Here is a 24,126-nt window from a genome sequence, read left to right as displayed (position 1 = left end):
CTGCTTGTGACCACGTGACAAGTAGTTACCTACCGCAACGCCGTATCGCCTTGACGGCAATACGGCTTCCCCTGACCCGCTACGCGGGAGATCCGCTTCCTCCCCCGGCTGAAGCCGGGGGTATCCACGGAGGTATCCGATGATCAGTAAGGGCCGCCCCGTCGATCTTTGACGGTGGCACGGCAGTCTCGCCCATCGGTAGCCGACCCGGACTGTGCGGCCTGGCGGGGCCGTCCAAGACGGCTCCGACGCCGTGATCACACCGGCCATGCCGAGATCATTCCGCTGCTTCAGGATCCTCCTGCGCGTAGGCAGCCCGGCAGCGTTCGACCTGCTCGGTGACCTGCTCCATGAACCAGCGCATGATCTCGTACGGGATGACGTGCTCGTCATGGCTGTGGATGTGGACGGTCGGCTCCAGAGTCGGATCCTCGTCGGGGACGAACGCCGCCAGAAAGCCGACCCCGTGCACATGAGTCGGCCGACCGGGGATCTCGGCCCACGCTGCCGGCGCCGGCACGGCCTCGCTCAGCTCCAGGGTCCAGGCGTCGTCAGGTCCCGCGTAGAAGGACAGGACGGCGTAGTGACGGCCGGCGTGTTCTCTCAGCTCTGCTGGCATGTCCGCAGCCTGCCATGGCTGTCGGGCTGACGTCGCGCGGTTATCCGGCCGAGGACGCCGCTCCGCGGAGCGTCAGCCACACGGCTCAACGGTCCAACGCCGCCGTCCCCCGCCGCCCGGGGTGGTCGCCCGGGCGGCGGGGGCGTGGTTTCCGGTCCGCCCGGCGGGCAGCGGAGCACGGGCGGTCGGTGTGGCACCGTCAGAAGGTGAGGTTCCAGGCGTCGATCGTGCCGGTGTCACCGGAGGCGCCGTCCTTCACGCGGAGCTTCCAGGTGCCGTTCGCCGCGCTCGCCGAGGCGTTGACGGTGTAGGTCTTGGCGACGTTGTCGGCGCTGTCGTTGTTCGCGAAGTCCTCCAGGACGTAGACCGTGCCGTCGGGGGCGACCAGGGAGAGGACGAGGTCACCGCGGTAGGTGTGCTTGATGTCCACGCCGACCTTGAGGGCGGCGGGGGCGTTGCCGGTCACGCCGGTGACGGCGATCGGGCTCTCCACGGTGGCGTTGTCGGTGATCGCCGCGTCGGTCAGGTTCTCGAAGTACGTGCCGGTCGGCGGCGTGGTCGTGCCGCCGACCGCCTTCAGCGCGTCGACCTGGCCCTCGCCGAAGAACGCGTTGTTCGCGGTGGTGCCGGTGCAGCGGCCGTCCGAGGCGGGGCAGGCCAGGTCGCCCGCCTGGGTGGCCAGGCGGGCCCGGATGCCGGCCGGGGTGAGCGTCGGGTCGGCGCTCGCGATCAGCGCGGCCACACCGGTGACGTGCGGGGAGGCCATCGAGGTACCGCTCTTGGTGCCGTACTTGCCGCCGGGCAGGGTGGAGTAGACGCCGGTGGCGCCGTCCCCGCCCGGTGCGGCGACGTCGATGACGCCCTTGCCGAAGTTGGAGTAGGAGGCCTTGCCGCTGCCGCTGCCCGTGGCAGCGACGGTCACCACGCCGGGAAGTTCGGTGGGGATGTCGAGGCAGGCGTTGCTGATGGTCCGGGTGACCGGCGTCGAGTCGTTCGGACTCTCCGAGTCGGTCGTCTTGTTGGCCAGGTCGTAGTTCGAGTTGCCGGCCGCCGCGACCTGCAGCGAGCCCTTGCCCTCGGCGTACTCCTGGGCGCGCTTGACGCCCTCGATGAGGGCCGCCTGGTCGGCGTCGTTCGGGCAGTTGAACTGCCACGGGTCGGTGTAGTAGCTGTTGTTGGTCACCTTGAAGCCGTGGTCGCCGGCCCAGACGAAGCCGCAGACGGTGTTCTCGGCGTAGAAGAGGGTGCTGGTCGGCTCGGCGATCCGGACCGAGGCGATCTTCACGCCGGGCGCGACGCCGATGACGCCCTTGCCGTTCTTGGCGGCCGCGATGGTGCCGGCGACGTGGGTGCCGTGGGTGTCCACGTCGCGCCAGGCGCCGGTGCGGGCGTCGGGCTTGCCGTAGGCGCAGGAGACGGAGTCGGCGGCGTCGAAGTTCGGTGCGAGGTCCTGGTGCTGGTCGTCGACGCCGGTGTCGAGCACGCCGACCTTGACGGTGGGCGAGCCGGTGGTCACGGCCCAGGCCTGGTCGGCCTTGATCTGGGTCATGTCCCAGCGGTTGGACTCGGTGAGCGTGGTGGCGGCCTGGGCCGGGTTGGCGGGCAGCGCGGGGCTGTACGCGTCGGCCGGGACGTCGGAGGTGCGGGTCGCGCCGACCTGCTGGATGCCGGCGACACCGCGCAGTGCGGCGGCGAACCCGGCGTTGGTCGAGTGGGCGACGGTCACGCCGATCGCGTCGTAACTCGCGAAGACCGTGCCGCCCTTGGCGGTGACGGCGGCTTTGGCGGCGGCGGTGTCGGCGGGCGCGCTGATCACCAGGTAGGAGCGGGTCCCGGCCGCCCAGCCGGCGAGGGCCTGCTGGGCTGTGGCCGGGGCGGCGGCAGCTGCGGCGAGTCCGGCCGGTGCGGCGGGTACGGCGGGTACGGCGGGTACGGCCACCGGGGCTCCGACGGCGTCGGGGGTCAGGGCCGTCGTGGGGGCGGCGGCGGCCAGCGTGCCGGGGGCGGCCAGCGCCGTGGCGGCGAGCGCGGCGAGGGCGGCGGCCGGGCGGCCGAGCCGGCGGGATATCAGGGGTGACACGTGCGTCCTCCGTTCGGCCCGTGCGTGAGGGGATCGCACGGGTGTTTGAACGCAACATGCCAGAACCATGCACTCTTGGGGAAGGCTTTACGCATGACAGCTTGTCACAAGCGTGTCAACTTTTGATGTCGCCCACTCCCCCCGCGCGGAAGACCGGGAGGGAAGGGGCGTATCCCATCAGGGCTGGAGACCATCAGGGCCGGAGGCCATCGGGGCTGCGGACCACCAGGGCCGGAGGCCATCGAGGCTGCGGACCACCAGGACTGAAGGCCCACCGGGCCTGCAGACCGTCACGCCTGCAGGTGGGCTGCCAGCAGCTCCACCACCGCGGTGCGCTGGTCGGCCAGGTAGAAGTGGCCGCCCGGGAAGACCCGCAGGTCGAAGGCGGCGGTGGTGTGGCGGGCCCAGTCACCGGCCTGCGCGAGGGAGGTGCGCGGGTCCGCGTCCCCGGTCAGCGCCGTGATCGGCCGCGACACGACGGCGTCCGGCTCGCACCGGTACGTCTCCACCGCGGTGTAGTCGCTGCGCAGCGACGGCAGGATGAACTCACGCAACTCCGGGTTGTCGAGGACCTGTCGGTCCGTGCCACCGAGCCGGGCCAGCTCGCCGAGCAGCTCGTCGTCGGGCAGCCGGTGGACGGCGGTGCCCCGCGGCAGGGAGGGCGCGCGGCCACCGGAGACGAACAGGTGCACCGGCCCGGCCGAGCCGTTGAGGCCGTCCGCCTCGAAGCGGCGGGCCACCTCGAAGCAGACGACCGAGCCCATGCTGTGCCCGAAGAAGGTCAGCGGCCGGTCGGCCCAGGGCCGCAGGGCCTCGTAGATCCGGTCCGCCAGCCCGTCGATCGAGTCGATCGTGGGCTCGGCGAACCGGTTCTGGCGGCCGGGGTACTGCACCGCGAGCACGTCGGCGTACGGCGACAGGGCTGCGGAGTAGTCGATGAAGTAGCTCGCCGAGCCGCCGGCGTGCGGAAAGAGGACAAGCCGTGTTGGCGCCGTGTCGACGGGGTGGAAGCGGCGGAACCAGGAGCTCTCGGTGACGGTGTTGCTGCCGGGCATGCGGGACGACCTCTCTGAGTACTGTTCAGCTGTTGCACTGATCCCAGTGTCCCCACCAGGCTCCCCGGTCCACCAGTGCCCCCGTGCCCCGTGTGCTCCCGAGCACCCGGTCACACGCCCCGCGCCCCGTACTGCCCCTCATCCTCCTCCCCCGTCCGGCCCGGGGACCCGGACCGCCGCGAAGGCCACCCGGGAGGCGTGACGGGCGGCGGGTGCACGGCTCGCCCGCCCAGGACGCACAGGTGCCTGGTCCTCGCGCGCGGTGCCGCACACGGTGGCCGGCGGGAGCCGCCCCTACCGGCCCGCCGCTACCGGCCGAAGCTCACGTCGGCGCGGCCGCGGGAGGCGCGGTCGAGGAGGAGGACGGAGGCGGCCTCGGGCGTCGGGTTCGGGGCGGCGCCACGCGCGTGCCGGGTGAGCGCCGCGAGGAGGCGGTCGAGGCCTCGGCGGTGCTTGGCGAAGGTGCGGCTCGGGGCCCAGCGGCCGCGTTCGCGCTGGCCGGCGAGGGCGGTGGCGGCTCCGACGTCCAGCAGGACGAGGTGGAGTTCGCGGCCCTGGCGGGCGGTCGTGCGGGAGAGCCAGCGACGCATCCAGGCCCGGCTGCCGCAGTCGTGCACCAGCACCGGCCCGCCCCGGCGGACCGAGGCGCGCAGCAGGCGGACGTGCTCCAGCCGGGCCCACGGCCGGTACACCGCGTACGGAAGGGCCGCCGGCATCACCGCCTCGCAGGCCTCGTGGACGGCCCGGGGGTCGACGGTGGCGGCCGCGCCGGCCTGGGCCGACCAGCGGCGCAGCAGGGTGCTCTTGCCGCTGCCGGGCAGGCCGGAGACGACCACGACGGCGTCCGGCGGGTAGTGGACGGTGAAGGGTGCGCCGGCCTCGCCCCGGAGGTCCACCAGGCCCCGCGGTTCCATCGCTGCCTGCGCCTCCTGCCGTACCACGGCTTGCCCGCCCGGCGTGGTCGGCCTGTCCATGTTGTTCACTCTTCCCCGCTTCTGCCCGACCCGGAACGATAACAACCTCCGCGCGGCCGTCGGTCAGCCGGTCCTGTGGTGCGGACTGCCGGCGGACACGCCCTAAGGTGGGGGCGTTATGTGATGGTCCGTCAGGTGTCGGGCCGGCGTGGAGGAGGGCGGGACGGCGTGGCGGGAACGTTGGCGACGACGGGATCGGGCCTGGAGGCGGGGCCCGGGGTGGCGACGTACACCGGGCTGGTGCTGGCCGGGCTGGCGCGCGATCCGGGGCGGGTGGCGATCCGGTTCGGAGAGGCGTCGTTGACGGCGCGGGAGTGTCTGGAGGGCGTCCACCGGCTGGCGCGGGCGCTGGCCGCCACCGGTCTCGGGCGCGGCGACGGGGTGACGGTGCTGGCCGGGAACCGGCCGGAGACGGTGCTGGTGCGACTGGCGGCCAATCTGATCGGCTGCCGGGTGGCGATGCTGTACACCGACCGCCCGGTGGCGGAGCAGGTCGCGATGGCCGAGGACGCACAGACGGCGGCGTTGGTGTTCGACCCGCGGCGGTACGGCGCGGCGGCGCAGCAGGTCGTCGCGGCGCTGCCGTCGGTTCTGCCCCTGGCGCTCGGCCCGACTCCGCTCGGGGCGGATCTGCTCGCCGAGGCCGCGCCGCTCTCCCCGGCCCCGCTCGCGCCCGGGTACCGGCCGGACGATGTGATGGCGGTCCGGTTCACCGGTGGCACGACCGGCCGCCCGAAGGGGGTGTTGCGCCGGTTCGCGCGCCCGCCGCGGCCCGCGCTGGTGGCGTCGTCCACCTTTCTGCTCTGTACGGCGCTCTGCCACGGCGGCGGCACCACGGCCGATCTGGCGCTGGCGGCGGGCGGCACGGTGGTGCTGCAGGACGGCTTCGAGGCGGAGGCGGTGCTGGCGGCGGTCGAGCGGTACCGGGTCTCGCGGGTGTACCTGCCGCCGCATCTGCTGTACCGGGTGCTGGACCATCCGGCGCTGGCCCGGACGGACACCGGCAGCCTGCGGCGGGTCACGTACACGGGGTGTCCGGCGGCGCCGGAGCGGCTGGCGGAGGCGACGCGACGGCTGGGGCGGGTGCTGCAGCAGACGTACAGCCTGACGGAGTGCGGGCCGGTCACCCGGCTGACGCCGGACGAGCACCTCGACCCGCGGCTGCTGACCACGGCCGGGCGGCCGTTCCCGGACACCGAGGTCCGGATCGTGGACGAGGACGGCACGCCGCTGCCGCCGGGCCGGACCGGTGAGATCTGCGTCCGGACGCCGACGGCGATGGCCGGCTACTGGCGGAACCCGGAGCTGACGGCGCGGGTGCTGCGGGACGGCTGGCTGCACACCGGGGACGTGGGCAGTCTGGACCGGTCGGGGTATCTGACGGTGGCCGGGCGGCAGGGCGCGATGGCGATCGTGGACGCGCACAACGTCTTCCCCCGTGATGTCGAGGTGCCGCTGCTCGCGCACCCGGCGGTGCGGGAGGCGGTGATGTTCGCGACCACCGGCCGGGACCGGCTGGAGCGGGTGCACGCCGCGGTGACCACGGTGCCCGGGGCCGGGGTGACGGAGCAGCAGTTGCACCGGTGGGTGCGGGAGCGGAGCGGCCCGCTCTGTGATCCGTCGACGATCCTGCTGCTGCCGGGCCTTCCGCTGGGCGAGACCGGGAAACCGGACGTCGCGGCCCTGCGGGCGCTGCTCCCGGACGCCGGGGCGGTGGGCGCGGAGAGTGCGGCGGGCACGGAGGGGGCCGTGGGCCCGGCAGGGGCAGGGGCGTGCGGCCAGGGGTGACGTGCCCCGTGAGCTTCCCGCGCCCGCGTGCGCGCCCGCCCGCGCGGCGGGTGGCCGCAGGCGCACGGCGGGCGGGCGGCGGAACCGCCCGTGGACGCTCGACCGTACGGGCCGGTCTGCCGATATCTCCGACGGCACTCCCTTCGTACCCGTCCACGCCCGCGCGGTCCGCACCGGCGGTGTCACCGGCACCGCCCCGCCCGCCGGCACCGCCCCGCCCGCGCCGTCCCGTCGCGCCGCCCCCTTGGAGGCACCTTCCGTGACCTGGCTCCGCGTCCTGACCGCCCTCGGCATCCTCGCCGTGGCGGCCAGCGCCCTGCTCGTCTTCGCGCTCTGCACCGCCGCCGCCCGGGGCGACCGCACCGGCCCCGGCGACCGCAGAGACCCCGGCGACGGCGGTACGCCGCGGGACACCGTCCGGGAGGATGCCGAGCGCAGCGGACTGATCCGGCGGACCACCGACGAGAGCTGACCGCCCGAGGCCCGGCGACCGGCGCCAGGTACCCGGTGCCCGAGGCCTCCGGCCGGCCGACGACGGCCCTTGGGCCCGCGCCGCCCCGCTCAGTGCCCGGTGAGGTCGTCCGGGCGGACGGCGATGTGGTCGGCGCCGAGGTCCACCGCGACCCGGTGCTCCATGCCGAGGGCCTCCAGGAACTTGACCGGCAGCTGCACGCGGCCGGTCCGGTCCAGCATCACGTACTCGCGCTCGTTGATCGACTCCTCGCCGTGCTCGTCGGTGACGGTGCGGCGCAGCACCTCGCTGCTGGTCCGCCCGTCCCGGATGGCCACCGTGCGACGCACCTCGCCCGCGACCATCGGATCGTGGGTGACGATGACGACGGTGGCACCGAGTTCGCGGTTGACGGTGCGGAACGCCTCGAAGATGCCGGCCCCGGTCTCGGAGTCGAGCTCACCGGTCGGCTCGTCGGCGAGCAGCACCGGCGGATTGTTGGCCATCGCGACGGCGATGGCCACCCGCTGCTGCTGGCCGCCGGACATCTCGGCGGGACGCCGGTGGGCGAGGTCGCCGAGGTCCATGGCCTCCAGCAGCTCGGCGACCCGGGCCGCCTGCTGGTTCGCCCGGCCCGCCGACCCGCCCTTGCGGCCGCGCAGTTGCATGGGCAGGGCGATGTTCTGGGCGGCGGTCAGGAAGGGCAGCAGGTTCCGGGCGGTCTGCTGCCAGATGAAGCCGACCACCTCCCGGCGATAGCGCAGGCGCTCGCGGGCGGACATCTCCAACAGATCGCGACCGGCCACCGTGGCAGTACCGGCCGTCGGCACGTCGAGCCCCGCGAGGATGGTGAGCAGGGTGGACTTGCCGCTGCCGGAGGCTCCGACCAGGGCCACCAGATCGCCCTGCTGGATCGTCAGCTCCAGGCCCTGGAGCGCCTGCACCTCGACACCCTGGGCACTGAAGATGCGCACCAGGCGGTCGCAGACGATCGCGGCGCCCGCACCGTAGGCCTTCGGCGCGGCGGCGGCAAGTGCCCGGTCCCGCAGTTCCTGGAAGGTGGGGGCCTGGCCGACCGCCTCGTTCTGGGGGGCGCTGTTCACCGCTGGTCTCCTGTCGCCGCTGCGCCTGGGTGCGCTCCTGCTCGCGGTTGCCACGAGCCGATTCCCGTGCCGCTCGTACCGCTCGTGCCGCCGATGGTGCTGCTCGTCCTGTTGCTTGCTCTGTCGAACGGTCGGGTCGACCGGCCCGGCCGACCCGACCAGGCTGTCCGGGCTGTCCGGGCTGTCCGGTGGGCGGTCACTGCTGGTCCCCCACTCGCAGTTCGGTGGCGATCTGGCGCCGGCCGGAGATCAGCGCCTCGGCGAGCACCCCGGCGCAGACCAGGCCGGCCAGACCGAGTACTTGCACCAGCACCGGTAGCACGGCGGGTTGCAGGCCCACCCGGACCGGGGCGCCGACCAGGGCGGACAGGTCGATCGCCGGTCCGAGCAGCGCGGCCGCGGCGAGCGCGGACAGTCCGCCGCCGACCGCCGCGATCAGGGTCTGCGGCAGCGTCTCGGCGATGATCAACGCCAGGCCCTGCCGGGGGCGCAGGCCCATGGTGCGCAGGCGGGCGAGCAGGGCGACGCGTTCGGGGGCGGCCCGCAGCAGCGTCAGCAGGACGGCGAGCAGGGCGAACCCGGCGGCGCCGATCACGGAGGCCCAGAACAGCCGGCCGGCTGACTTCTGGAGCGGGTCGTCGGCCAGCTCCGCCTCCCGGGTGGCGCTGGTGTGCACCACGTAACCGGGCGGCAGGCTGTCCGACCCTGCGCTCGCCGGCACCTGGCCCGCCTGCGGAGGGCCGGGCGACGCCGGCGGCGTGGTGGAGGCGGATGCCGAGGCCGGGCCTGATGCGGAGGCCGGGGCGGTGGCCGGGGTGCCCGGGGCCTGGGACGCCGCCGCACCGCCGCCCGGCCGGCCGGCGATCAGGTCGTCGACCGCACCCTGCGGGCCGTGCTCCCGCACCACTGCCGTCAGCTTCCGCTCGTCCACGTCGCCGATGCCGAACCAGAGGTTGGGCCTGCCGATCTGGGGGACCCCGGAGGCAGCAGGACCGGCCGGCACGACGACGAACCGCCGGGTCGACTCCTCCAGCGCAGGTGTGCCGCCGATGGTGCCGACCTTCGTCGCGAGGAGTTCCCGGCCGTTGGACATCCGCAGGCGGTGGCTCCCGTCACCCGCACCGGCCGCGACTTCGGAACTGAACAGGGCCGGCAGGGGCGCGTCGATCCCGTCGCCCCCGCCCGCGAGGACGGCCGGGTCGAACTCGCCGCGCCCGACGGTCCGGGACAGCTCGGCGTACGCCTGGGGGTCGACGGCCAGCACGCTGACCCGGGTGGACCCGTTGTCGGTGCCGAGGAGGAACACCTCGCTCTCCCACCAGACGGTGGTGCCCGTCGTGACCCCGGGCAGCGCGGTCGCGGCCTCGGTCAGGCTCGGCGGCAGCGCGCTGCCGACCGGTGCGGCGACGACCGCGTCGCCGCCCACCGTCTGCCGGGCCGCGTGCAGCCGGGCACCGTCCACCGCGTCGAGGACGGTGGACCCGAAGCCGGCCGTGGTGACGGCGAGCATCAGCGCGAGCAGCGGCAGCACGGACGGGCGCGGCCGGCCGCCGGTGCCGCGGGCCGCACGGGCCAGGCCGAGGAAGCCGATCAGCCCGGGGCCGCGGCCGGTCAGCCGGGCGAGCCCGCCGACCAGGACCGGCTGCAGCCGGGCGAGCAGCAGGCCGCCGGTGAGGGCGATCAGCAGCGGGGCCGCGACCAGGACCGGGTCCAGGCCCTCCCCGGGCGGGACGACACCGCGGCGCCGGACCTCCAGCACCGCGGCGACGGTGACGGCGAGGACGAGGAGTTCGCCGACCAGCCGGCGCCGTCCGCTCTTCCGTCGCGCTGCCGCCCAGAGCAGGGCCGCACGGACGGGGAAGCTCAGCAGCGCCAGCAGGGTGGCGGCCAGGGCGGCCACCACGGCGCCCGTCCAGCGCGCGGTCGGCAGCAGGACGAGGGCGAGCACCGTCGCGGCCGCGGCCGCGGGCAGGACGGTCACCGCTCCCTCGCCGAGCAGGCGCCGTTGCACCCCGCCGCGCGAACCGCCGCGGGCCCGGAGCAGCTGGAGTTCACCGTTGCGGCGGTCGAAGGTGAGAGCTGCGGCCAGCAGGAGGACCACGGCGGCGACGCCGGCCAGGCCTGCCGGGCCGATCGCGGCGAGCGGCGCGGCGGCGTCGCGGCGCGCGGTGGCCTGCTGGAACAGCTGGGGAAGGGGCGAGCCGAGCTGGAGGTCCTGCCGGCCGGTCCGGGTCCGCAGCTGGATGCTGGTGGGGCCCGACACGTACGAGGAGATCTCCTCGGTGGTCCGCTGCAGCCGGTCGGCACGCAGGGCGGCGATGTCGACGGGCAGCCGCCAGAAGTCCTTCGCGCCCTGACCCCAGGCGTCGAGCCGGCCCCGCGAGCCGACGTCGATCACCCCGGCGGTCTTCCAGTAGTACTTGGGGCCGCCCACCAGGCAGGCCTTCTCCGGGCAGGGCTGCTCGGCCCAGAAGGGGTCGTTCGGGTCGTTGGCCGTGTAGAGGCCTACCACCTCGGCCAGGTGACGCTCGGCCGGCCGATCGCCGACGGCGGACCCAGCCCCGGCGTCGAGGACGTCTCCGAGGTGGATGCCGATGGTGTCGGCGGCGGACCGGCTGACCGCGATCGGGATCGCTCCGGTGTCGGCGGCGGGGCCGGGCCAGTGGCCGGCCACCAGGGTGGCGTGGTCGGTGAGGCCGTGCAGGTAGAGCAGGTCGGCCCTGGGCGGCACCTCCTCGGGCCGGGAGAGCCCTTCGTTGAAGAGCATGCGCGGCCGGTTGCTGCGCGAGCCGTACACCTGACCGGCCGTGTCGAAGCCGAACGTCTCGTTCGGATAGGCGCCGAGCTTCTCCGCCACCCGGTCGAGATCGGCCGCGTCGTAGCTGCGCGCCGAGGTGGCGAGCATGCTGGTCCAGGCCGGACCGCGGCCGTTCAGGTACTCGTGCAGCGCGGCGTCCGTCCCCCGGTCGACGGCACGCGGGAACGCGGCGGCGAGGAAGACGGTGCCGAAGGCGAGCGCGGCGGCGAGCAGGGCGGCGGGGGCCGCCGAGCGCAGCCTGGTCCGCACCCAGGGGGCGGGGCGGTGTTCGGCCGTCGGCCCGGGGCCGGTGGGGCGGGGCTGCGTACGGGTGCCGGCCGGGGTGGTCACATCTCCTCCACGTGCCGCAGCCGCGCGGCCACGTCTCGACGACGGCGTCCGGTGAGCAGGGCCGACAACAGGGCGACGGCGGTGATCGTGGCCGCGAGCAGGGCGGCCCAGCCGAGCGGCAGGCCGACCAGGACTTCGGGCACCGGCCGGCGGGCGGCCGGGGTGAGCACCACGAGCGGCACCACCAGGTGGACGGTCAGGGTTCCCAGGGCGAGTCCGACGACGCTGCCGAGACCGACCAGGACGCCCTGTTCGGCGGTGACGGTCCGGACCAGCCAGCGCCTGGGCGCGCCGAGGGCCAGCAGCACGGTGAACTCCCCCGTGCGTTCACGGGCGGAGGCGGCCGAGGCGGCGGCGAAGCCGATCGCGGCGAGGACGGTGCTGACCAGGGCGATCGCGGCGAGCGCGCTCTGCGGGGCGGCGCTGAGCGGGTCGGCGAGCAGGTCGGCGGCGACCTGGTCGTTCAGCAGCAGCTTCTGTCCGCCGGGCTCGGCGCGCAGCCTGGCCGCGGCCGCGGCGGGCACCGGGTCGCCGGGGCCGGCGGCGGGCAGCCACCATTCGCGGGTCGACGGCAGTTGCCGGCCGCCGGCCGCGAACAGGCGTCCGGTGGTGGGCAGGTCGACGGCGAGCGCGGTGTCGCCGACGACGGGCAGCGACCCGACGGCACCGGTGACCTTGACCGGCAGGGAGATGTCACCGAACGGCACCTGGACGGTGTCGCCGACCGCCGCGCCGACGGCGGTCAGGTAGGCGTGGGTGGCGACGCCCGAGACGCTCTGCGGGACCGGGGCACCGGCGGGGAGGACAGTGACCTGCGAGACCATCCCCTCCCCCCGGTAGCCGACCTTGAGCACCTGCTGCTCCCCGGCGCGCGCCGGGACGACCGTGCCGCTGGGCTTGGCCGCCCCGGCGGGGGCGACGGTGGTCCAGTCGAGGCCGGCCGGGAGGGGAACAGCGGTCGCCGGCCCGCCCGCGGTGTCGGAGACGCCGACCCGGCGGACGGTCAGCTCACCGGTGAGCGTGACGGTCGGCGGCAGCCGCTGGTCCCAGCCGTGGACGACGACCAGGCCGGCCAGGGTCAGCGGCGCGCCGGCCGAACCCACCGGGGCGCCGGTGAGCGCCGCGAGGTCGACGGTGGCGAGGGCGTCACCGGTGGCGGGAACGCCGGCCAGCGGCGCCCGGTAGGTGCTGCCGAACCGGTCACGCAGCAGCAGCCACACGTCCGGGTGCTCGTCGGTCGGCTTCGCCGACGTCACCGTGACATCGACGTCGATCCGCTGGGGCCGGCCGGGCAGCGGCAGGCCGGCCTGTGCCCCGGTGGGCGCGGGCTCGGCGAGGGGCACGAACAGCTCGCGGCGGCTCTGTCCGTCGAGCAGGTCGGAGCGGACCGGGACGCGCTCGGCGAAGGCGGCGCTGTCGAGGGCGAGCAGCTGCCCGACGGCGCCGTTCGGCAGCGTGGACTCCTGACGGATCACGGGTATCAGCCGGTCGCCGCCGGGAAGGTCCCCGTACCGGCCCGCCTGGCCCATCGGGGCCAGCGGCGAGCCGGAGATCCTCAGGCCGCCGGCGGTCGCGTAGTCGGCCTGGTCGCGCTGGGAGGCGGACCAGGTGGAGTGCTGGCCGAGCGCCAGCACACCGGTGGAGACCGCCAGCACCAGCAGCAGGACGGGGCCGGCGGCCCGGCCGGGGCGGCGGGCCAGCTGCCAGCCGGCCAGCGCGGGCACCAGGCCCCGGCCGCGGGCGGCCATCCGGCCGCCGAGGCGGGCGGCGAACGGGAGCAGCCGCAGCACCAACAGGGTGCCCGCGCACAGGGCCAGCGTCGGCGCGGCGATCAGCACCGGGTCGAGGCCGAGCCGGCCGGTGGCGTCCGCGGACAGACCTCCGTTGTACTGGGCCAGTTGGTAGTAGGCGAGGCCCGCGAGACCGACCACCGCGAGGTCGGCGCCGGAGCGGACCGCGCCGGCGACCAGCGCCTGGCGCTTTCCGGCCCGGCGCATCGCGGCACCGGCGGCGCCGCGCAGCACGGCGGGGGCGGTGGTGACCACGACACAGGCGAGGGCGCAGACGGCCGCGACGGGCCAGAGCGTCCAGCGCAGACCGGTGTCCAGCGGCACCCGGGCGAGCGGTCCGTAGCCGGCGAGCAGGTGCAGCAGGAGGGGGGTGAGCAGGGGGGCGAGCAGCGCCGCGGGGAGGGCCAGCAGCAGCGACTCGGCGGCGGTGAACACACCGAGGCGGGCACCGGAGGCTCCGCGAGCGGCCAGCAGCGCGTTCTCGCTCTCCTGACGGGCGGCCATCAGATGGACCACCAGCAGCAGCACCGCGGCGGCCAGGACGGTCAGTTGGAGGGCGCCGATCAGCAGGGTGGAGCGGGAGACCAGCGCGCTGGAGTCCAATTCGCGCAGAACGTCCGGGAGTTCGGTCCGGACCTGGAGGCCGGTGGCCTTCTTCAGGTCGGCACCGAGGCCCTCGGCACGGTCCCGGATCGCGCCGGCGCCGGAGCTGTGGACGCCGGTGAAGTCCGCGCCCAGCAGCCAGCTGCGTCCGTTCTGCGGCAGGCGGGCGGTGGTGAAGAGGCTGTCGTCGACCAGCAGCGGGCCGTAGGTGGTGAAGCCGCCGACCTGGATCTCGCGGCCGCCGAGCGGGTCCAGCGACCAGTACGGGTCGCCGGGGTCGGCGGCGCGGTAGACGCCCGTGACGCGCACGACGAACGGCGAGCCGTCGAGGCGGTCCTCCAACCGGACCTCGGCGGGCAGCATCGCGGCGGTGAGGCCCAGACGGGCCAGCGAGGTCTGCGGGACGGCGGCCTCCACCGCGCCCTTGCCGGTGCCGGCGGCTGCGGCCGGCCAGCCGCCGGAGAGCAGGGTGACGCGGTCGTGGTCGAGCGCGGCGAGCACGGTGAGCTCGGGCGGCTTGCCGGGACCCTTCTCCGGCTGGGCACCGGAGTTGGCGCCCGGCTGGGCACCGGAGTTGGCGCCCGGCTGGGCACCGGAGTTGACGCCCGGCTGGGCAGCGGCCGTGTCCGGGAGGCCGTAGGAGCGGCTGCGGGCCACGGACTCGGTGCGCACCGGCAGGTCACCGAAGAGCTGTCCGGCGTAAACACCCACCGCCGCATCGTCCTTGGGCCGCTTGTCGAACCCGTGGTCGGCGCTGACCAGCACCGTGGTCCTCGACCAGGCGGGCCCCTGGAGCGCCTGGCGCAGCCCGGCCTCCCCTACGGTGCGGTTGAACGCCACCAGCGCCGTGAGCACTGCCGTGGTGATCAACACCGTGAGCAGGACCGCGGCGGCCAACGGCAGTCGCCCGCGCAGACGGCGCACGACGAAGCCGAGCATCCCGTTCCTCCCCCAGTACATTCCGGTCTCCGCGCAGCTCTCACCTGTCCGGGCACACCTCTGCCACGGGATGGACGCCTGTCGCTGACCGCTACGTGATCACCGGCGATTGATCACCGGATAGCGGACGATGCTGTCAGATTCGATCCATGAACGGAAGGGACTTGCGCGAATCATGTAAGTAGTGAGCAAATTCTCGACGTTGGCGGTACATCGATAGTTCCTTCCGATGCGAGGGCCCGTCAGCTCATCAGAAATTCTCGCCATGAACACCTCATGAAAGAGCACTTCACCGCCCGGCCGCGCCCGTCGAGGAAGGCTCGAAGAACACCCAGGGGGACGCCGTATGACCCAGCAACCGGCCGGCACCGTCACCGCTCCCATGGTGGCCGTCACCGATCTCCGGCGCAGTTTCGGCACCGGCGAGCGGACGGTGCACGCGCTGCGCGGCGTCTCGTTCTCACTCGGCCGCGGCGAACTCACCGCCCTGAAAGGCCGGTCGGGCTCCGGCAAGACCACCCTGCTCAATCTGGTCGGCGGCCTCGACAGCCCCAGCGGCGGGACGGTCGCCCTCGACGGTACCGACCTGGCCGGCCTGGACGAGGACGGGCGGCTCGCGATGCGCCGGGACCGGATCGGCTTCGTCTTCCAGTCGTTCGGCCTGATCCCGGTACTCACCGCCGCCGAGAACGTCGGAGTGCCGATGCGCCTGCGCAAGGTGCCCGCCGCACAGCGCGAGGAGCGGGCGCGCACCCTGCTGGCCCTGGTCGGGCTCACCGACCACGCCAACCAGCGGCCCGGCGAGCTCTCCGGCGGGCAGCAGCAGCGCGTGGCCATCGCCCGCGCGCTCGCCAACGAGCCGGACCTGATCATCGCGGACGAGCCCACCGGCCAGCTGGACTCCGAGACCGGCCGTTCGATCATGCAGTTGTTGCGCGCCGTCGTCCGCAGCGAGGGCGTCACCGCCCTGGTCGCCACCCACGACCAGACCCTGATGGCGCTGGCCGACCGGGTGGTCGAGCTCCGCGACGGCAGGCTGGTCGAGGAGGACTGAGCCGGGCGGGGGCGCGGAGCACCCGGAACGGAGTGCCCGGCCCGGGTCGGCGGGGCGCGGGTCCGGGGGCGCGGATTGCCCCGCACGCGGTGCGCGGGCGGCGCCGGCGGCATCGGGGCAGGGCCGCGGTGCGGCCTCCGGGCGTGCCAGGTCTACCCGATCGGGCACCCCGGTCCGGCCCCGCGGGCACACCGGAGCTGCACGCGGGGACACGCCGGCCCGGCCGGAGAGGCGGGCCGGGGAGGCAACCCCGCGGCGGTCGGTTCGGTGCCCCGCCGCCCCGGGCCGGGCGACCGGGCGCGCCGGCCGGACCCACCGCGATCAAGCGCGGTCGAAGGCGCTCGGACACGGTCGGACGCCATCGCGCGCGGCCCCGGCGACCGGCCCGTCCTCGGGTCACCGGCGCCCGGCCGGGCCCGTCAGAGCGCCTTGAGCGCGGCCTCGCACTCCCGGCAGCGGCGGGTGCGCTGCGACGGCGGGTACCAGGGATCGCCCGGACGGGCCGGCTGGTAGGTCTCCCGTTCGAGGTCACCGGTGTCGATCCCGCAGAACGTGACCGGGCCCGGGTCGTCCGGCACGTCCGGGTCGGGCGGCGCCGCGTGCACCCACCGGACGCGGGCGCCCACGTCCACCTCGCCCGCGTCCAGCACCTCCGTGGACGGCTCCAGCTCGACCAGTACGACCACTCCGCTCATACCTCGACCCTGCGCCCCACCGGCACCGGCCGCATCCCGGACCGCCCCCGGCCCCGGCCCCGGCCCCGGCCGCTCGACAGCACCCGCCGGAACCCGCGGTCACCGCCGAGCGGGGGTCACCAGCACTCCCCACCGGTCTGCGGTTGACCTTGACCGAGGAGCCGGGGGAGGTCGGCGCGGGAGCTGACGCCGAGTTTGGGGAAGGCCCGGTAGAGGTGGTGGCCGACCGTGCGGGGGCTCAGGAAGAGCTGGGAGGCGATTTCGCGGTTGGTGGCGCCGGTCGCGGCGAGCCGTACGACTTCGCGTTCCTGGGGGCTGAGCCGGCCGAGCAGCACGCCCGGCTGACCGGCCTGGTCGATGGTCTCGCCGCTGGCCTGCAGTTCGGTGCGGGCCCGGTGCGCCCACGGCCGGGCGTTGAGTTTCTCGAACGCCTCCAGCGCGGCGCGAAGGTGGCGGCGGGCGTCGGAACGGCGGCGGGCGCGGCGGAGCCACTCCCCGTAGAGCAGCTCGGTCCGGGCCTTCTCCAGGGGCTGGGCGCCGTCGTCATGGAGGCGCAGGGCGGTTTCGAAGAGCTGCTCGGCCTCCTCGTCGGGGCTGGTCAGCGCCTCGCAGCGGCGGGCGAGGGCGGTTGCCGCGGGGCGGCGTGCGGCCACCGCCCACTCCTCCATCAGCGCCAAGGGCTCCTCGAGCCGCTCCCGCTGCCCGGCGCGTACCGCGGCCTCGATGAGGTCGGGCAGGAGGAAGACCGACAGCATCGGGTGGTTCACCCGGGTCCTCGCCGCTTCCAGGTGCTCCAGGGCTCGCTCCGCCTGGCCGAGGCCGAGGTCGAGCAGGCCCTGGGCGCGGAGCGCGTGGGCGGCGGCCAGCTCGATTGCGTGGGCGTCGGCGTAGTCCAGGGCCGCCTCGACCAGGCTGTGGCATCGCTCCCGATCGCCTTCGATGGCGGCCAGCGTGGCCAGGGTTGCGCGCAGGTAGCTCGCGCGGTGGTTGCGGCCGTAGTGCTCGGCGATGGTGAGCCCCTCGGCGGCGGCAGCGTAGGCCTCCTCGTGCAGCCCCATGGACAGCTCTGCCTGGGCGAGCAGGTGCAGCGCGGTGTGCAGCCAGCCGACCACGTCCTGGGCCCGGCAGTCGCGCACGCACGCGACGGCGACCTCGTGAGCGGTCGCGTGGTCGGCGAGGAGCTGCCCGTACGTCCCGGCCAGGATCCGTTCGGCGAATCCGGTGTCTGCGGCCGGGGCTTGCGGGACGGGGAGGTGGGGGCCGGCGCCGTGCAGGTCGGTCAGGGCCCTCGCCACCGCGTAGTCCGGCGAAGCGGGAAGCCGGGCGGCGACCTCGGCGATGAGCTCCCGGTCGCCCGACGAGTGCGCCGTCTGGACGGCCTCGGTCAGCACAGGCTCGAGATCGGGGCCGGAGCCGATCCGGTCCGCGCATTCGATCAGGATGCGGGCGGCCCGGCCCGGCGACCCGTGGTCCAGCTCGACGATCGCCCGGACCCGGGCGAAGTCGGCGAGCATCGCGGGGTCCAGGGCGAGTGCGTTGATGCGGTCGGTGAGGGCCGCGGTGCGGTGGAACTGCCCGGCCTCGGCGGAGGTGATGGCCGCGGCCGCCAGTCGCCGGGCACGCCGGGCCGGAACGGCGGTGAGCTGGGCGGCGCGTTCGAAGGCGGCCGAGGCGGAGGCCGTGCCCTCCCGTCCTCCGGCCCGCTGCGCGACGTCGTCCATCTCGTCGGCGACCTGCTCGTCGACGCCGGTCGTGGCGGCGGCCAGGTGCCAGGCCCGCCGGTCCGCGTGCTGCTCGCCTGCCAGCTCGGCGGCCAGCGCCCGGTGGGCGGCGAAGCGCCGGGCCAGGGCGGCGTCCTGGTAGGTGGCCGATCTGATCAGCGGGTGCCGGAAGGACAGGGTGTTCTCGGTGAGCCGGACGAGGGTGGCGCGTTCGGCCGGTTCCAGGTCCTCCAGTACGGCGCCCGAGCCGGCCGATGCCCGCAGGACGAGGCCGAGGTCGCCGCTGTCGTCGGCGGCCGCCACCAGCAGCATGGCGCGCGTGGCGTCGGGCAGGCGGCGGATCTGCTCCTGGAAGGCCTCCTGGATCCGGTTGGAGGGTGAGGACAGGCCCGTCGGGAGCGTCACCGGATTCAGCTGGCCGGCGCGCTGCTCCGGGGTCAGCGCTGCGGGCAGTTCCAGGAGGGCCAGCGGGTTGCCGCACGCCTGCTCGATGATCTGGTCCCTGGCGTACGGGGACAGGTCCGCGATGCGAGCGGTGAGCAGCGCGTCGACGGCGGCGGGGGCGAGGCCTTCCAGCCGCAGCCTCGGCAGGCCGGTGATCTGCGTTCCGCGGGCGCCGTCGCGGACCGCGAACAGCATCACCACGCCCTCGGCATGGAGCCTGCGGGCGGCGAACGTCAACGCGTCCAGGGATGCCTGGTCCAGCCACTGGGCGTCGTCGACCAGGCACAGCAGCGGTTCGTCGCCCGCGGCCTCCGACAGCGTCGTGAGCACCGCCAGGCCCACGGTGAACCGGTTGCGCACCGCCTCGCCGGTCAGGCCGAACGCCGACCTGAGCGCGGCCGCCTGGGGTTCGGGCAGCCGGTCGAGGTGGTCGGTGAGGGGCCGCAACAGCTGGTGCAGGCCGCCGAAGGCCAGCTCCATCTCCGACTCGATGCCGACGGTCCGCAGCACCCGCCCGGCACCTGCGGCCTCGGCGGCGTGCTCCAGCAGCGCCGTTTTGCCGATCCCGGCCTCACCATGGATCACCAGCGCGCCGCTCGCCCCCGCACGGGCGCTCGAAAGCATCCGGTCGATCTGGTCCTGCTCCCCCACACGCCCGTACAGCATGGGGTAACCGTACCTAACTTTTTCGATCTTCCGATCTTCGCGTTAAGTCGCACCGACCGATGTGACCGACCGCCGGACTCCCTAGCGTTGCACCTGTTCGATCCACTCGACTCCAGGAGCCGCCGCCGTGCCCGAGCAGGTCCACCTCACCCCGCTGCACCGCATCTCGGTCACCGACGCCGCCGCCTGGCATCGCGTCATCGCCGCCTCCATGACCCACGATCTGCCCGGTGTGCCGCCCCCCGCGCCCGGACAGATCCACGCCCAGCTCACCAAGCCCGGCCTCGACAGCCACCGGCTCACCTGGCTGGCCGGCGGACCGGACGGTGCCGTGGTCGGCGTCGGGGCCCTGCGCCTGTTCACCGCTCCCGGCAGGGACCACCTGGCCGAACTCCAGCTCCACGTCGATCCCGTGCACCGCCGCCGGGGAACCGGCTCACGCCTGCTGTCGGCGGTCGTGGCGGCCTGTCGTACCGAGAGCCGGCGCAGCCTGATCGTCGAGGCCGCGGCCGACGGCCCGGGCGAGGCCTTCTGTGAACGGTGGGGTTTCCGTCGCGCTCTGACGCTCGATCACCTGATGCTGCGCCTGGACCAGCTGGACGAGGCCTGGATCGGCGAGATCAGCGAGGCCTCGCACCCCGGCTACCGGCTGACCGGCTGGACCGGTACGGTCCCCGACGACCTCGCCGACGCCTTCGCCGCGGCCAAGACCGCGATGAACGACATGCCCGTCGGGGATCTGGACTACGGGACCCTGCGCTGGGACGCCGACCGCGTCCGCACCATGGCGAAGGTCGTGGCCGACCGCGGCGACACACTGCTCACGCTCGCCGCCGTCCACGACGACGGCACCATGGCCGGCTACACCGAGATCGTGCTCCCCCAGGGCACGCCACCGAAGGCCCTGCAGTACGACACCGCGGTCGTGCCCGCGCACCGCGGCCATGGCCTGGGCCTGTGGGTCAAGGCCGCCATGCTGTGCCGACTGCGCGCCGAGCACCCCGGAATCGCCGAGATCGAGACCGACAACGCCGAGGACAACGTGCACATGCTCGCGGTCAACCGGCGGCTCGGTTTCCGCCCCTACCGACGCACGCACGAATACCAGCTCGACCTGCCCACCGTCTGATCCGTTCGCAGAGACGAACGTCCGCCCGCGCACGCCGACCTCCTGAGCGCGGTGCGACCCCGAACCTTCGGTCCTGTCCAGGACGTCACACCTTGACCGTGCGGATTCTCCGGCCGAGCCCGGAATCCGCGGAAATTGGGAGTACGAAATGCGTGTGTTGTTGTCGGCCTATGATTCGCGCGGGGGCGTCGAGCCGCTGGTGGGACTCGCGGTGCGGTTGCGGGAACTCGGTGCGGAAGTGCGGGTGTGCGCGCCGCCTGACGAGGAGTTCGCGAAGCGGCTGGCCGTGGTGGGCGTGGAGATGGTGCCGACGGGCCGGTCGGTGCGCGATCTGGTGACCGGGAAGACGCCGCCGTCGCCGGGGGGCGTGCCCCGGCGCGCGGCCGAGTTGGTCGCCGCGTTCCACGACAGGGCCATGGCGGCGGGCGAAGGGTGTGACGTGCTGGTGGCGACCGGCCTCGTGCCGGCCGTGGCGGGTGTGAGGTCGGCGGCCGAGAAGCTGGGCGTCCGCTACGTGTACGTGAGTTACCAGCCGGTCAGCCTGCCGTCGCCGCACCACCCGCCGATGCCGCGGCCGGGCCGGCCGCTCCCGCCGGACGTGACCGACAACCGGGTCTTGTGGGAGCAGGACGCCCGGGACGCGCTGGAGGTGTTCGGTGAGGCGGTCAACACCCACCGCGCGTCGATCGGCCTGGCGCCGTTGGACAACGTCCGCGACCATGTCTTCACCGACCGGCCGTGGCTGGCCACGGACCCGGTCCTGGCCCCGTGGCAGCGGCCGGCGGACCTCGACGTCGTGCAGACCGGTGCGTGGGTCATTCCCGACGAACGCCCGCTCCCCGCCGATCTGGTGGCGTTCCTGGACGCCGGCGAAGCGCCGGTGTACGTGGGCTTCGGCAGCATTCCCATGCGCGACCCGAAGGACGTCGCCCGGGTGACCATCGAGGCGATCCGCGCGCAGGGCCGGCGCGCGGTCGTCTCCCGGGGCTGGGCCGACCTGGACGTGATCGACGGCCGGGGCGACTGCTTCGCCGTCGGCGAGGTCAACCACCAGGCCCTGTTCCGCCGGGCGGCCGCCGTCGTGCACCACGGCGGCGCGGGCACCACGACGACGGCCACCTGGGCCGGCGTTCCCCAGGTCGTCGTCCCCCAGGGGGCGGACCAGCCCTACTTCGCCGGCCGGGTGGCCGCCCTGGGCATCGGCGCGGCCCACGACGGCCCGACCCCGAGCGTCGAATCCCTGTCGGCCGCACTCCGGACGGCCCTCACCCCCGAGACCCTCACACGAGCAGCCGCCGTGGCCGCCTCCTTCCGCACCGACGGGGCGACGGTCGCCGCACACCTCCTGCTGGACACCGCCGGCCGGTAGAGACCGCCGCCTCCAGAGCCTCTCCCCCGGCGCCTCCCGCGACGCCTCACCCGGCTCGCGAGCCGGCCGGCGCCCTCGCGCGAGCCCTCCCATCCCCTCATCACCCCTGCCGTGACGGCACCACTTTGGCATCACCATGCCCACAACCGACACCGAAGAAGGACGAAAAGAATGAGCACCGCTCAGCACTACCAGGCCGCGGAGCAGCTCCTCCGCCGACCCGCCCGCCCCGGCGAGCTCGTCGTCGGCGACAAGGTCAGGCCGCAGTGGATCGACGCGGGCGCCCGCTTCTGGTACTCGGTGAGCACGGGAGCCGGCAGGCGGTTCGTGCTGGCCGACCCGGCGGCGGGCACCCGCGAGCCGGCCTTCGACCACGCCCGGCTCGCCGCCGCGCTGGCCGCCGCCTCCGGGCAGCCGGCCGACCCCGAGGCGTTGCCGTTCATGGCCATCGAACTGACCGGGGACGCCGTGGAGTTCGCCGCGTTCGGTGAGTACTGGCGCTGCCGCCTGGACGGCTACTCCTGCGAGCGGGCCGCGTTCACACCGCCGGCCGGCCCGCTGGAGGTGCCGTCGCCCGACGGGAAGGTCGCGGTGTCCCGGCGGGGCCACGACCTGTGGGCGCGCTCGCTGTCCGACGGCCGCGAGTGGGCGCTGACCACCGACGGCGAGCCCGACCACCAGTACGGCACCGGCCCGGACTGCACGGGCAACGCCACCCTGCTGCGCAAGATCGGCCTGCCGCACCTGCCGCCCGCGGTGGCCTGGTCGCCCGACTCGACGAAGGTGCTGGCGCACCGGACCGACGAGCGCAGCGTCCGGCAGACCCACCTGGTGGAGGCCGGGCCCGCCGACGGCGGCGCACCCGTCCTGCACGCCCAGCGCTACGCCCACCCCGGCGACGAGCACGTGCCGCGGGCCGAGCTGGTCGTACTGGACGTCGTCGAGGGCACGGTGGTCCGCGCGCAGGCCGAGCCGCTGCTCATGCCGCAGATGTCGCCGATCACGACCACGTGGGCGTGGTGGGCCCCGGACGGATCGGCGGTGTTCTACCTCGACCGGCCCCGCGACCTGCGCACGCTCACCCTGCACCGGCTGGACGCGGCCACCGGCGAGGTCACCACCGTGCTGAGCGAGACCGGGGCCACCCGCGTCGAACCCAACCAGTGGATCTACGAGCCGCCGATCGTGCGGGTGCTGGCCGACGAGGTGCTCTGGTACTCGCAGCGCGACGGCTGGGGCCACCTGTACCGGTACGACCTGCGCACCGGCGCGCTGCTCGGGCAGGTCACCTCCGGGCCGTGGGCGGTGCGACAGATCCTGCACGTCGACGAGGCCGAGCGGGTGGTGTACCTGACCGCCTCCGGGCTGGTCGACGAGGACCCGTACCGGCGCACGGTGTGCCGGGTCGGTCTGGACGGCTCCGGCTTCGCCAAGGTCACCGACGACGAGCTGGACCACGTCGTCACCCTGCCCGACACCATGGAGTACTTCATCGACTCCGCGTCCACGGTCGACACCCCGCCGGTGTCCCGCGTCCGCGACTGGACCGGGCGGGTGCTGGTCGAGCTGGAGCACGCCGACATCAGCAAGCTCACCGCCACCGGCTGGACGCCGCCGGAACGGTTCCGCGTCAAGGCCGCCGACGGGGTGACGGACATCTACGGAGTGCTGTACCGGCCGCACGGGTTCGACCCCGCCCGGCGCTACCCGGTGGTGGACAACGTCTACCCCGGCCCGCAGGTCAACCGGGTCGCCCCGTGCTTCGACCCCGGAGGGATGGGGCTCGACGCGGAACCCATCGCGGCGCTGGGCTTCGTGGTGGTGGCGCTGGACGGGCGAGGCACCCCCGGGCGGAGCAAGTCCTTCCACGACGCCTCGTACGGCCGCCTGGCCGACGCGGGCTGCCTGGCCGACCACGTCGCGGCGCTGCAGCAGCTGGCCCGGACCCGGCCGTGGATGGACCTGGACCGGGTGGGCGCGTTCGGCCACTCCGGAGGCGGGTTCGCCGCAGCGCGGGCGATGCTGGACTTCCCCGAGGTCTTCAAGGCCGCAGTCGCCCTCTCCGGCTCGCACGACGCCCGCCACTTCAACGCGGGCTTCGTGGAGACCTACGACGGCGCGGACGACCCCGAGGCCTGGGCCCGCACTTCCAACGTGGACCTCGCGGACCGGCTGGCGGGCAAGCTGCTGCTCGTCCACGGCGAAATGGACGACCAAGTCCACCCGCACCACACGCTGCGGCTGGCCGACCGGCTCATCGCCGCCGACAAGGACTTCGAGCTGCTGATCGTGCCCGGGGCCGAGCACACGCTCCTCGACTGCCTGGCCTACGTCCGCAAGCGCTGCTGGGACTTCCTGGTGCGCGAGCTGATGGGCACGCAGCCGCCTGCCTACCGCCCCGCCCCCATCGCCATCGGCCCCGAGCTGCTCGGCGAACTGTTCTCCTGAGCGCCAGCACGGACGGGGAGCCAGGCCTTGAGATTCCGGGTTCCGCCCCG

At 74.5% G+C, this 24,126-nt stretch carries 15 protein-coding genes; 6 read left to right on the top strand and 9 right to left on the bottom strand.

Annotated features, from left to right (window positions below; all coding sequences use genetic code 11):
* Positions 1–277: 277 nt before the first annotated feature.
* From ACZ5WK_RS33560 to ACZ5WK_RS33545, 4 genes are all read right to left on the bottom strand, one after another.
* A complete protein-coding gene (locus ACZ5WK_RS33560) occupies positions 278–619 on the bottom strand; it encodes a hypothetical protein (protein WP_465553225.1) in 342 nt (113 codons plus the stop codon).
* A gap of 199 nt (positions 620–818) precedes the next feature.
* The gene (locus ACZ5WK_RS33555) at positions 819–2,585 is read right to left on the bottom strand and encodes a S8 family peptidase (RefSeq protein WP_465553231.1); all 1,767 of its coding nucleotides are present in this window, start codon (positions 2,583–2,585) and stop codon (positions 819–821) included.
* Positions 2,586–2,989: 404 nt separating this feature from the next.
* Entirely contained in the window at positions 2,990–3,754 is a 765-nt protein-coding gene (locus ACZ5WK_RS33550) for a thioesterase II family protein (RefSeq protein WP_465553223.1), read from the bottom strand.
* Between the two features lie 308 nt (positions 3,755–4,062).
* Positions 4,063–4,728 carry an AAA family ATPase gene (locus ACZ5WK_RS33545; protein ID WP_465553221.1) on the bottom strand — a complete coding sequence of 222 codons (666 nt, stop codon included), beginning with the start codon at positions 4,726–4,728 and terminating at the stop codon, positions 4,063–4,065.
* A 168-nt stretch (positions 4,729–4,896) separates the two neighbouring features.
* On the opposite strand from ACZ5WK_RS33545, the gene ACZ5WK_RS33540 reads away from it, so the two are divergent.
* Together ACZ5WK_RS33540 and ACZ5WK_RS33535 are read left to right on the top strand one after the other, a co-directional pair.
* The gene (locus ACZ5WK_RS33540; protein WP_465553219.1) at positions 4,897–6,516 is read left to right on the top strand and encodes an AMP-binding protein; all 1,620 of its coding nucleotides are present in this window, start codon (positions 4,897–4,899) and stop codon (positions 6,514–6,516) included.
* 259 nt (positions 6,517–6,775) lie between these two features.
* The gene (locus ACZ5WK_RS33535) at positions 6,776–6,988 is read left to right on the top strand and encodes a hypothetical protein (RefSeq protein ID WP_465553217.1); all 213 of its coding nucleotides are present in this window, start codon (positions 6,776–6,778) and stop codon (positions 6,986–6,988) included.
* A gap of 89 nt (positions 6,989–7,077) precedes the next feature.
* Here the strand turns inward: ACZ5WK_RS33535 and ACZ5WK_RS33530 are convergent, their stop codons facing one another.
* The 3 genes from ACZ5WK_RS33530 to ACZ5WK_RS33520 form a co-directional block, all read right to left on the bottom strand.
* Positions 7,078–8,070 carry an ABC transporter ATP-binding protein gene (locus ACZ5WK_RS33530; RefSeq protein ID WP_465553215.1) on the bottom strand — a complete coding sequence of 331 codons (993 nt, stop codon included), beginning with the start codon at positions 8,068–8,070 and terminating at the stop codon, positions 7,078–7,080.
* A 196-nt stretch (positions 8,071–8,266) separates the two neighbouring features.
* Positions 8,267–11,218: a hypothetical protein gene (locus ACZ5WK_RS33525; RefSeq protein WP_465553213.1), complete on the bottom strand. Its 2,952-nt coding sequence runs from the start codon at positions 11,216–11,218 to the stop codon at positions 8,267–8,269.
* Positions 11,215–14,571 (bottom strand): FtsX-like permease family protein, encoded by a 3,357-nt coding sequence (locus tag ACZ5WK_RS33520; protein WP_465553211.1) that lies wholly within the window; start codon positions 14,569–14,571, stop codon positions 11,215–11,217. Before ACZ5WK_RS33520 ends, ACZ5WK_RS33525 begins: the two co-directional genes overlap by 4 nt.
* 325 nt (positions 14,572–14,896) lie before the next feature.
* On the opposite strand from ACZ5WK_RS33520, the gene ACZ5WK_RS33515 reads away from it, so the two are divergent.
* The gene (locus ACZ5WK_RS33515) at positions 14,897–15,604 is read left to right on the top strand and encodes an ABC transporter ATP-binding protein (RefSeq protein ID WP_465553209.1); all 708 of its coding nucleotides are present in this window, start codon (positions 14,897–14,899) and stop codon (positions 15,602–15,604) included.
* Positions 15,605–16,023: 419 nt separating this feature from the next.
* Here ACZ5WK_RS33515 and ACZ5WK_RS33510 read toward each other — a convergent pair whose 3' ends face one another.
* Positions 16,024–16,299: a hypothetical protein gene (locus tag ACZ5WK_RS33510; protein WP_465553207.1), complete on the bottom strand. Its 276-nt coding sequence runs from the start codon at positions 16,297–16,299 to the stop codon at positions 16,024–16,026.
* Positions 16,300–16,415: 116 nt separating this feature from the next.
* On the bottom strand, positions 16,416–19,130 hold the full coding sequence (locus ACZ5WK_RS33505) for an AAA family ATPase (RefSeq protein ID WP_465553205.1): 2,715 nt from the start codon (positions 19,128–19,130) through the stop codon (positions 16,416–16,418).
* Positions 19,131–19,257: 127 nt separating this feature from the next.
* Here ACZ5WK_RS33505 and ACZ5WK_RS33500 point away from each other — a divergent pair, with 127 nt between their 5' ends.
* From ACZ5WK_RS33500 to ACZ5WK_RS33490, 3 genes are all read left to right on the top strand, one after another.
* A complete protein-coding gene (locus ACZ5WK_RS33500) occupies positions 19,258–20,259 on the top strand; it encodes a GNAT family N-acetyltransferase (RefSeq protein ID WP_465553203.1) in 1,002 nt (333 codons plus the stop codon).
* 148 nt (positions 20,260–20,407) lie between these two features.
* On the top strand, positions 20,408–21,628 hold the full coding sequence (locus tag ACZ5WK_RS33495; protein ID WP_465553201.1) for a glycosyltransferase: 1,221 nt from the start codon (positions 20,408–20,410) through the stop codon (positions 21,626–21,628).
* A gap of 171 nt (positions 21,629–21,799) precedes the next feature.
* Positions 21,800–24,076: a S9 family peptidase gene (locus ACZ5WK_RS33490; RefSeq protein WP_465553199.1), complete on the top strand. Its 2,277-nt coding sequence runs from the start codon at positions 21,800–21,802 to the stop codon at positions 24,074–24,076.
* Positions 24,077–24,126: the final 50 nt, after the last annotated feature.

The sequence above is a fragment of the Kitasatospora sp. NPDC032757 genome, assembly GCF_055579305.1.
Note: the sequence above shows the minus strand (reverse complement) of the source record. Positions and strands in the feature narration are given on the sequence as shown.

Excerpts from the sequence above, each read along its gene's own strand:
- ACZ5WK_RS33560 (WP_465553225.1), bottom strand. The coding sequence starts at position 619 with ATGCCAGCAGAGCTGAGAGAACACGCCGGCCGTCACTACGCCGTCCTG.
- ACZ5WK_RS33550 (WP_465553223.1), bottom strand. The coding sequence starts at position 3,754 with ATGCCCGGCAGCAACACCGTCACCGAGAGCTCCTGGTTCCGCCGCTTC.
- ACZ5WK_RS33545 (WP_465553221.1), bottom strand. The coding sequence starts at position 4,728 with ATGGACAGGCCGACCACGCCGGGCGGGCAAGCCGTGGTACGGCAGGAG.
- ACZ5WK_RS33520 (WP_465553211.1), bottom strand. The coding sequence starts at position 14,571 with ATGTACTGGGGGAGGAACGGGATGCTCGGCTTCGTCGTGCGCCGTCTG.
- ACZ5WK_RS33515 (WP_465553209.1), top strand. The coding sequence starts at position 14,897 with ATGACCCAGCAACCGGCCGGCACCGTCACCGCTCCCATGGTGGCCGTC.
- ACZ5WK_RS33510 (WP_465553207.1), bottom strand. The coding sequence starts at position 16,299 with ATGAGCGGAGTGGTCGTACTGGTCGAGCTGGAGCCGTCCACGGAGGTG.
- ACZ5WK_RS33505 (WP_465553205.1), bottom strand. The coding sequence starts at position 19,130 with ATGCTGTACGGGCGTGTGGGGGAGCAGGACCAGATCGACCGGATGCTT.
- ACZ5WK_RS33495 (WP_465553201.1), top strand. The coding sequence starts at position 20,408 with ATGCGTGTGTTGTTGTCGGCCTATGATTCGCGCGGGGGCGTCGAGCCG.
- ACZ5WK_RS33490 (WP_465553199.1), top strand. The coding sequence starts at position 21,800 with ATGAGCACCGCTCAGCACTACCAGGCCGCGGAGCAGCTCCTCCGCCGA.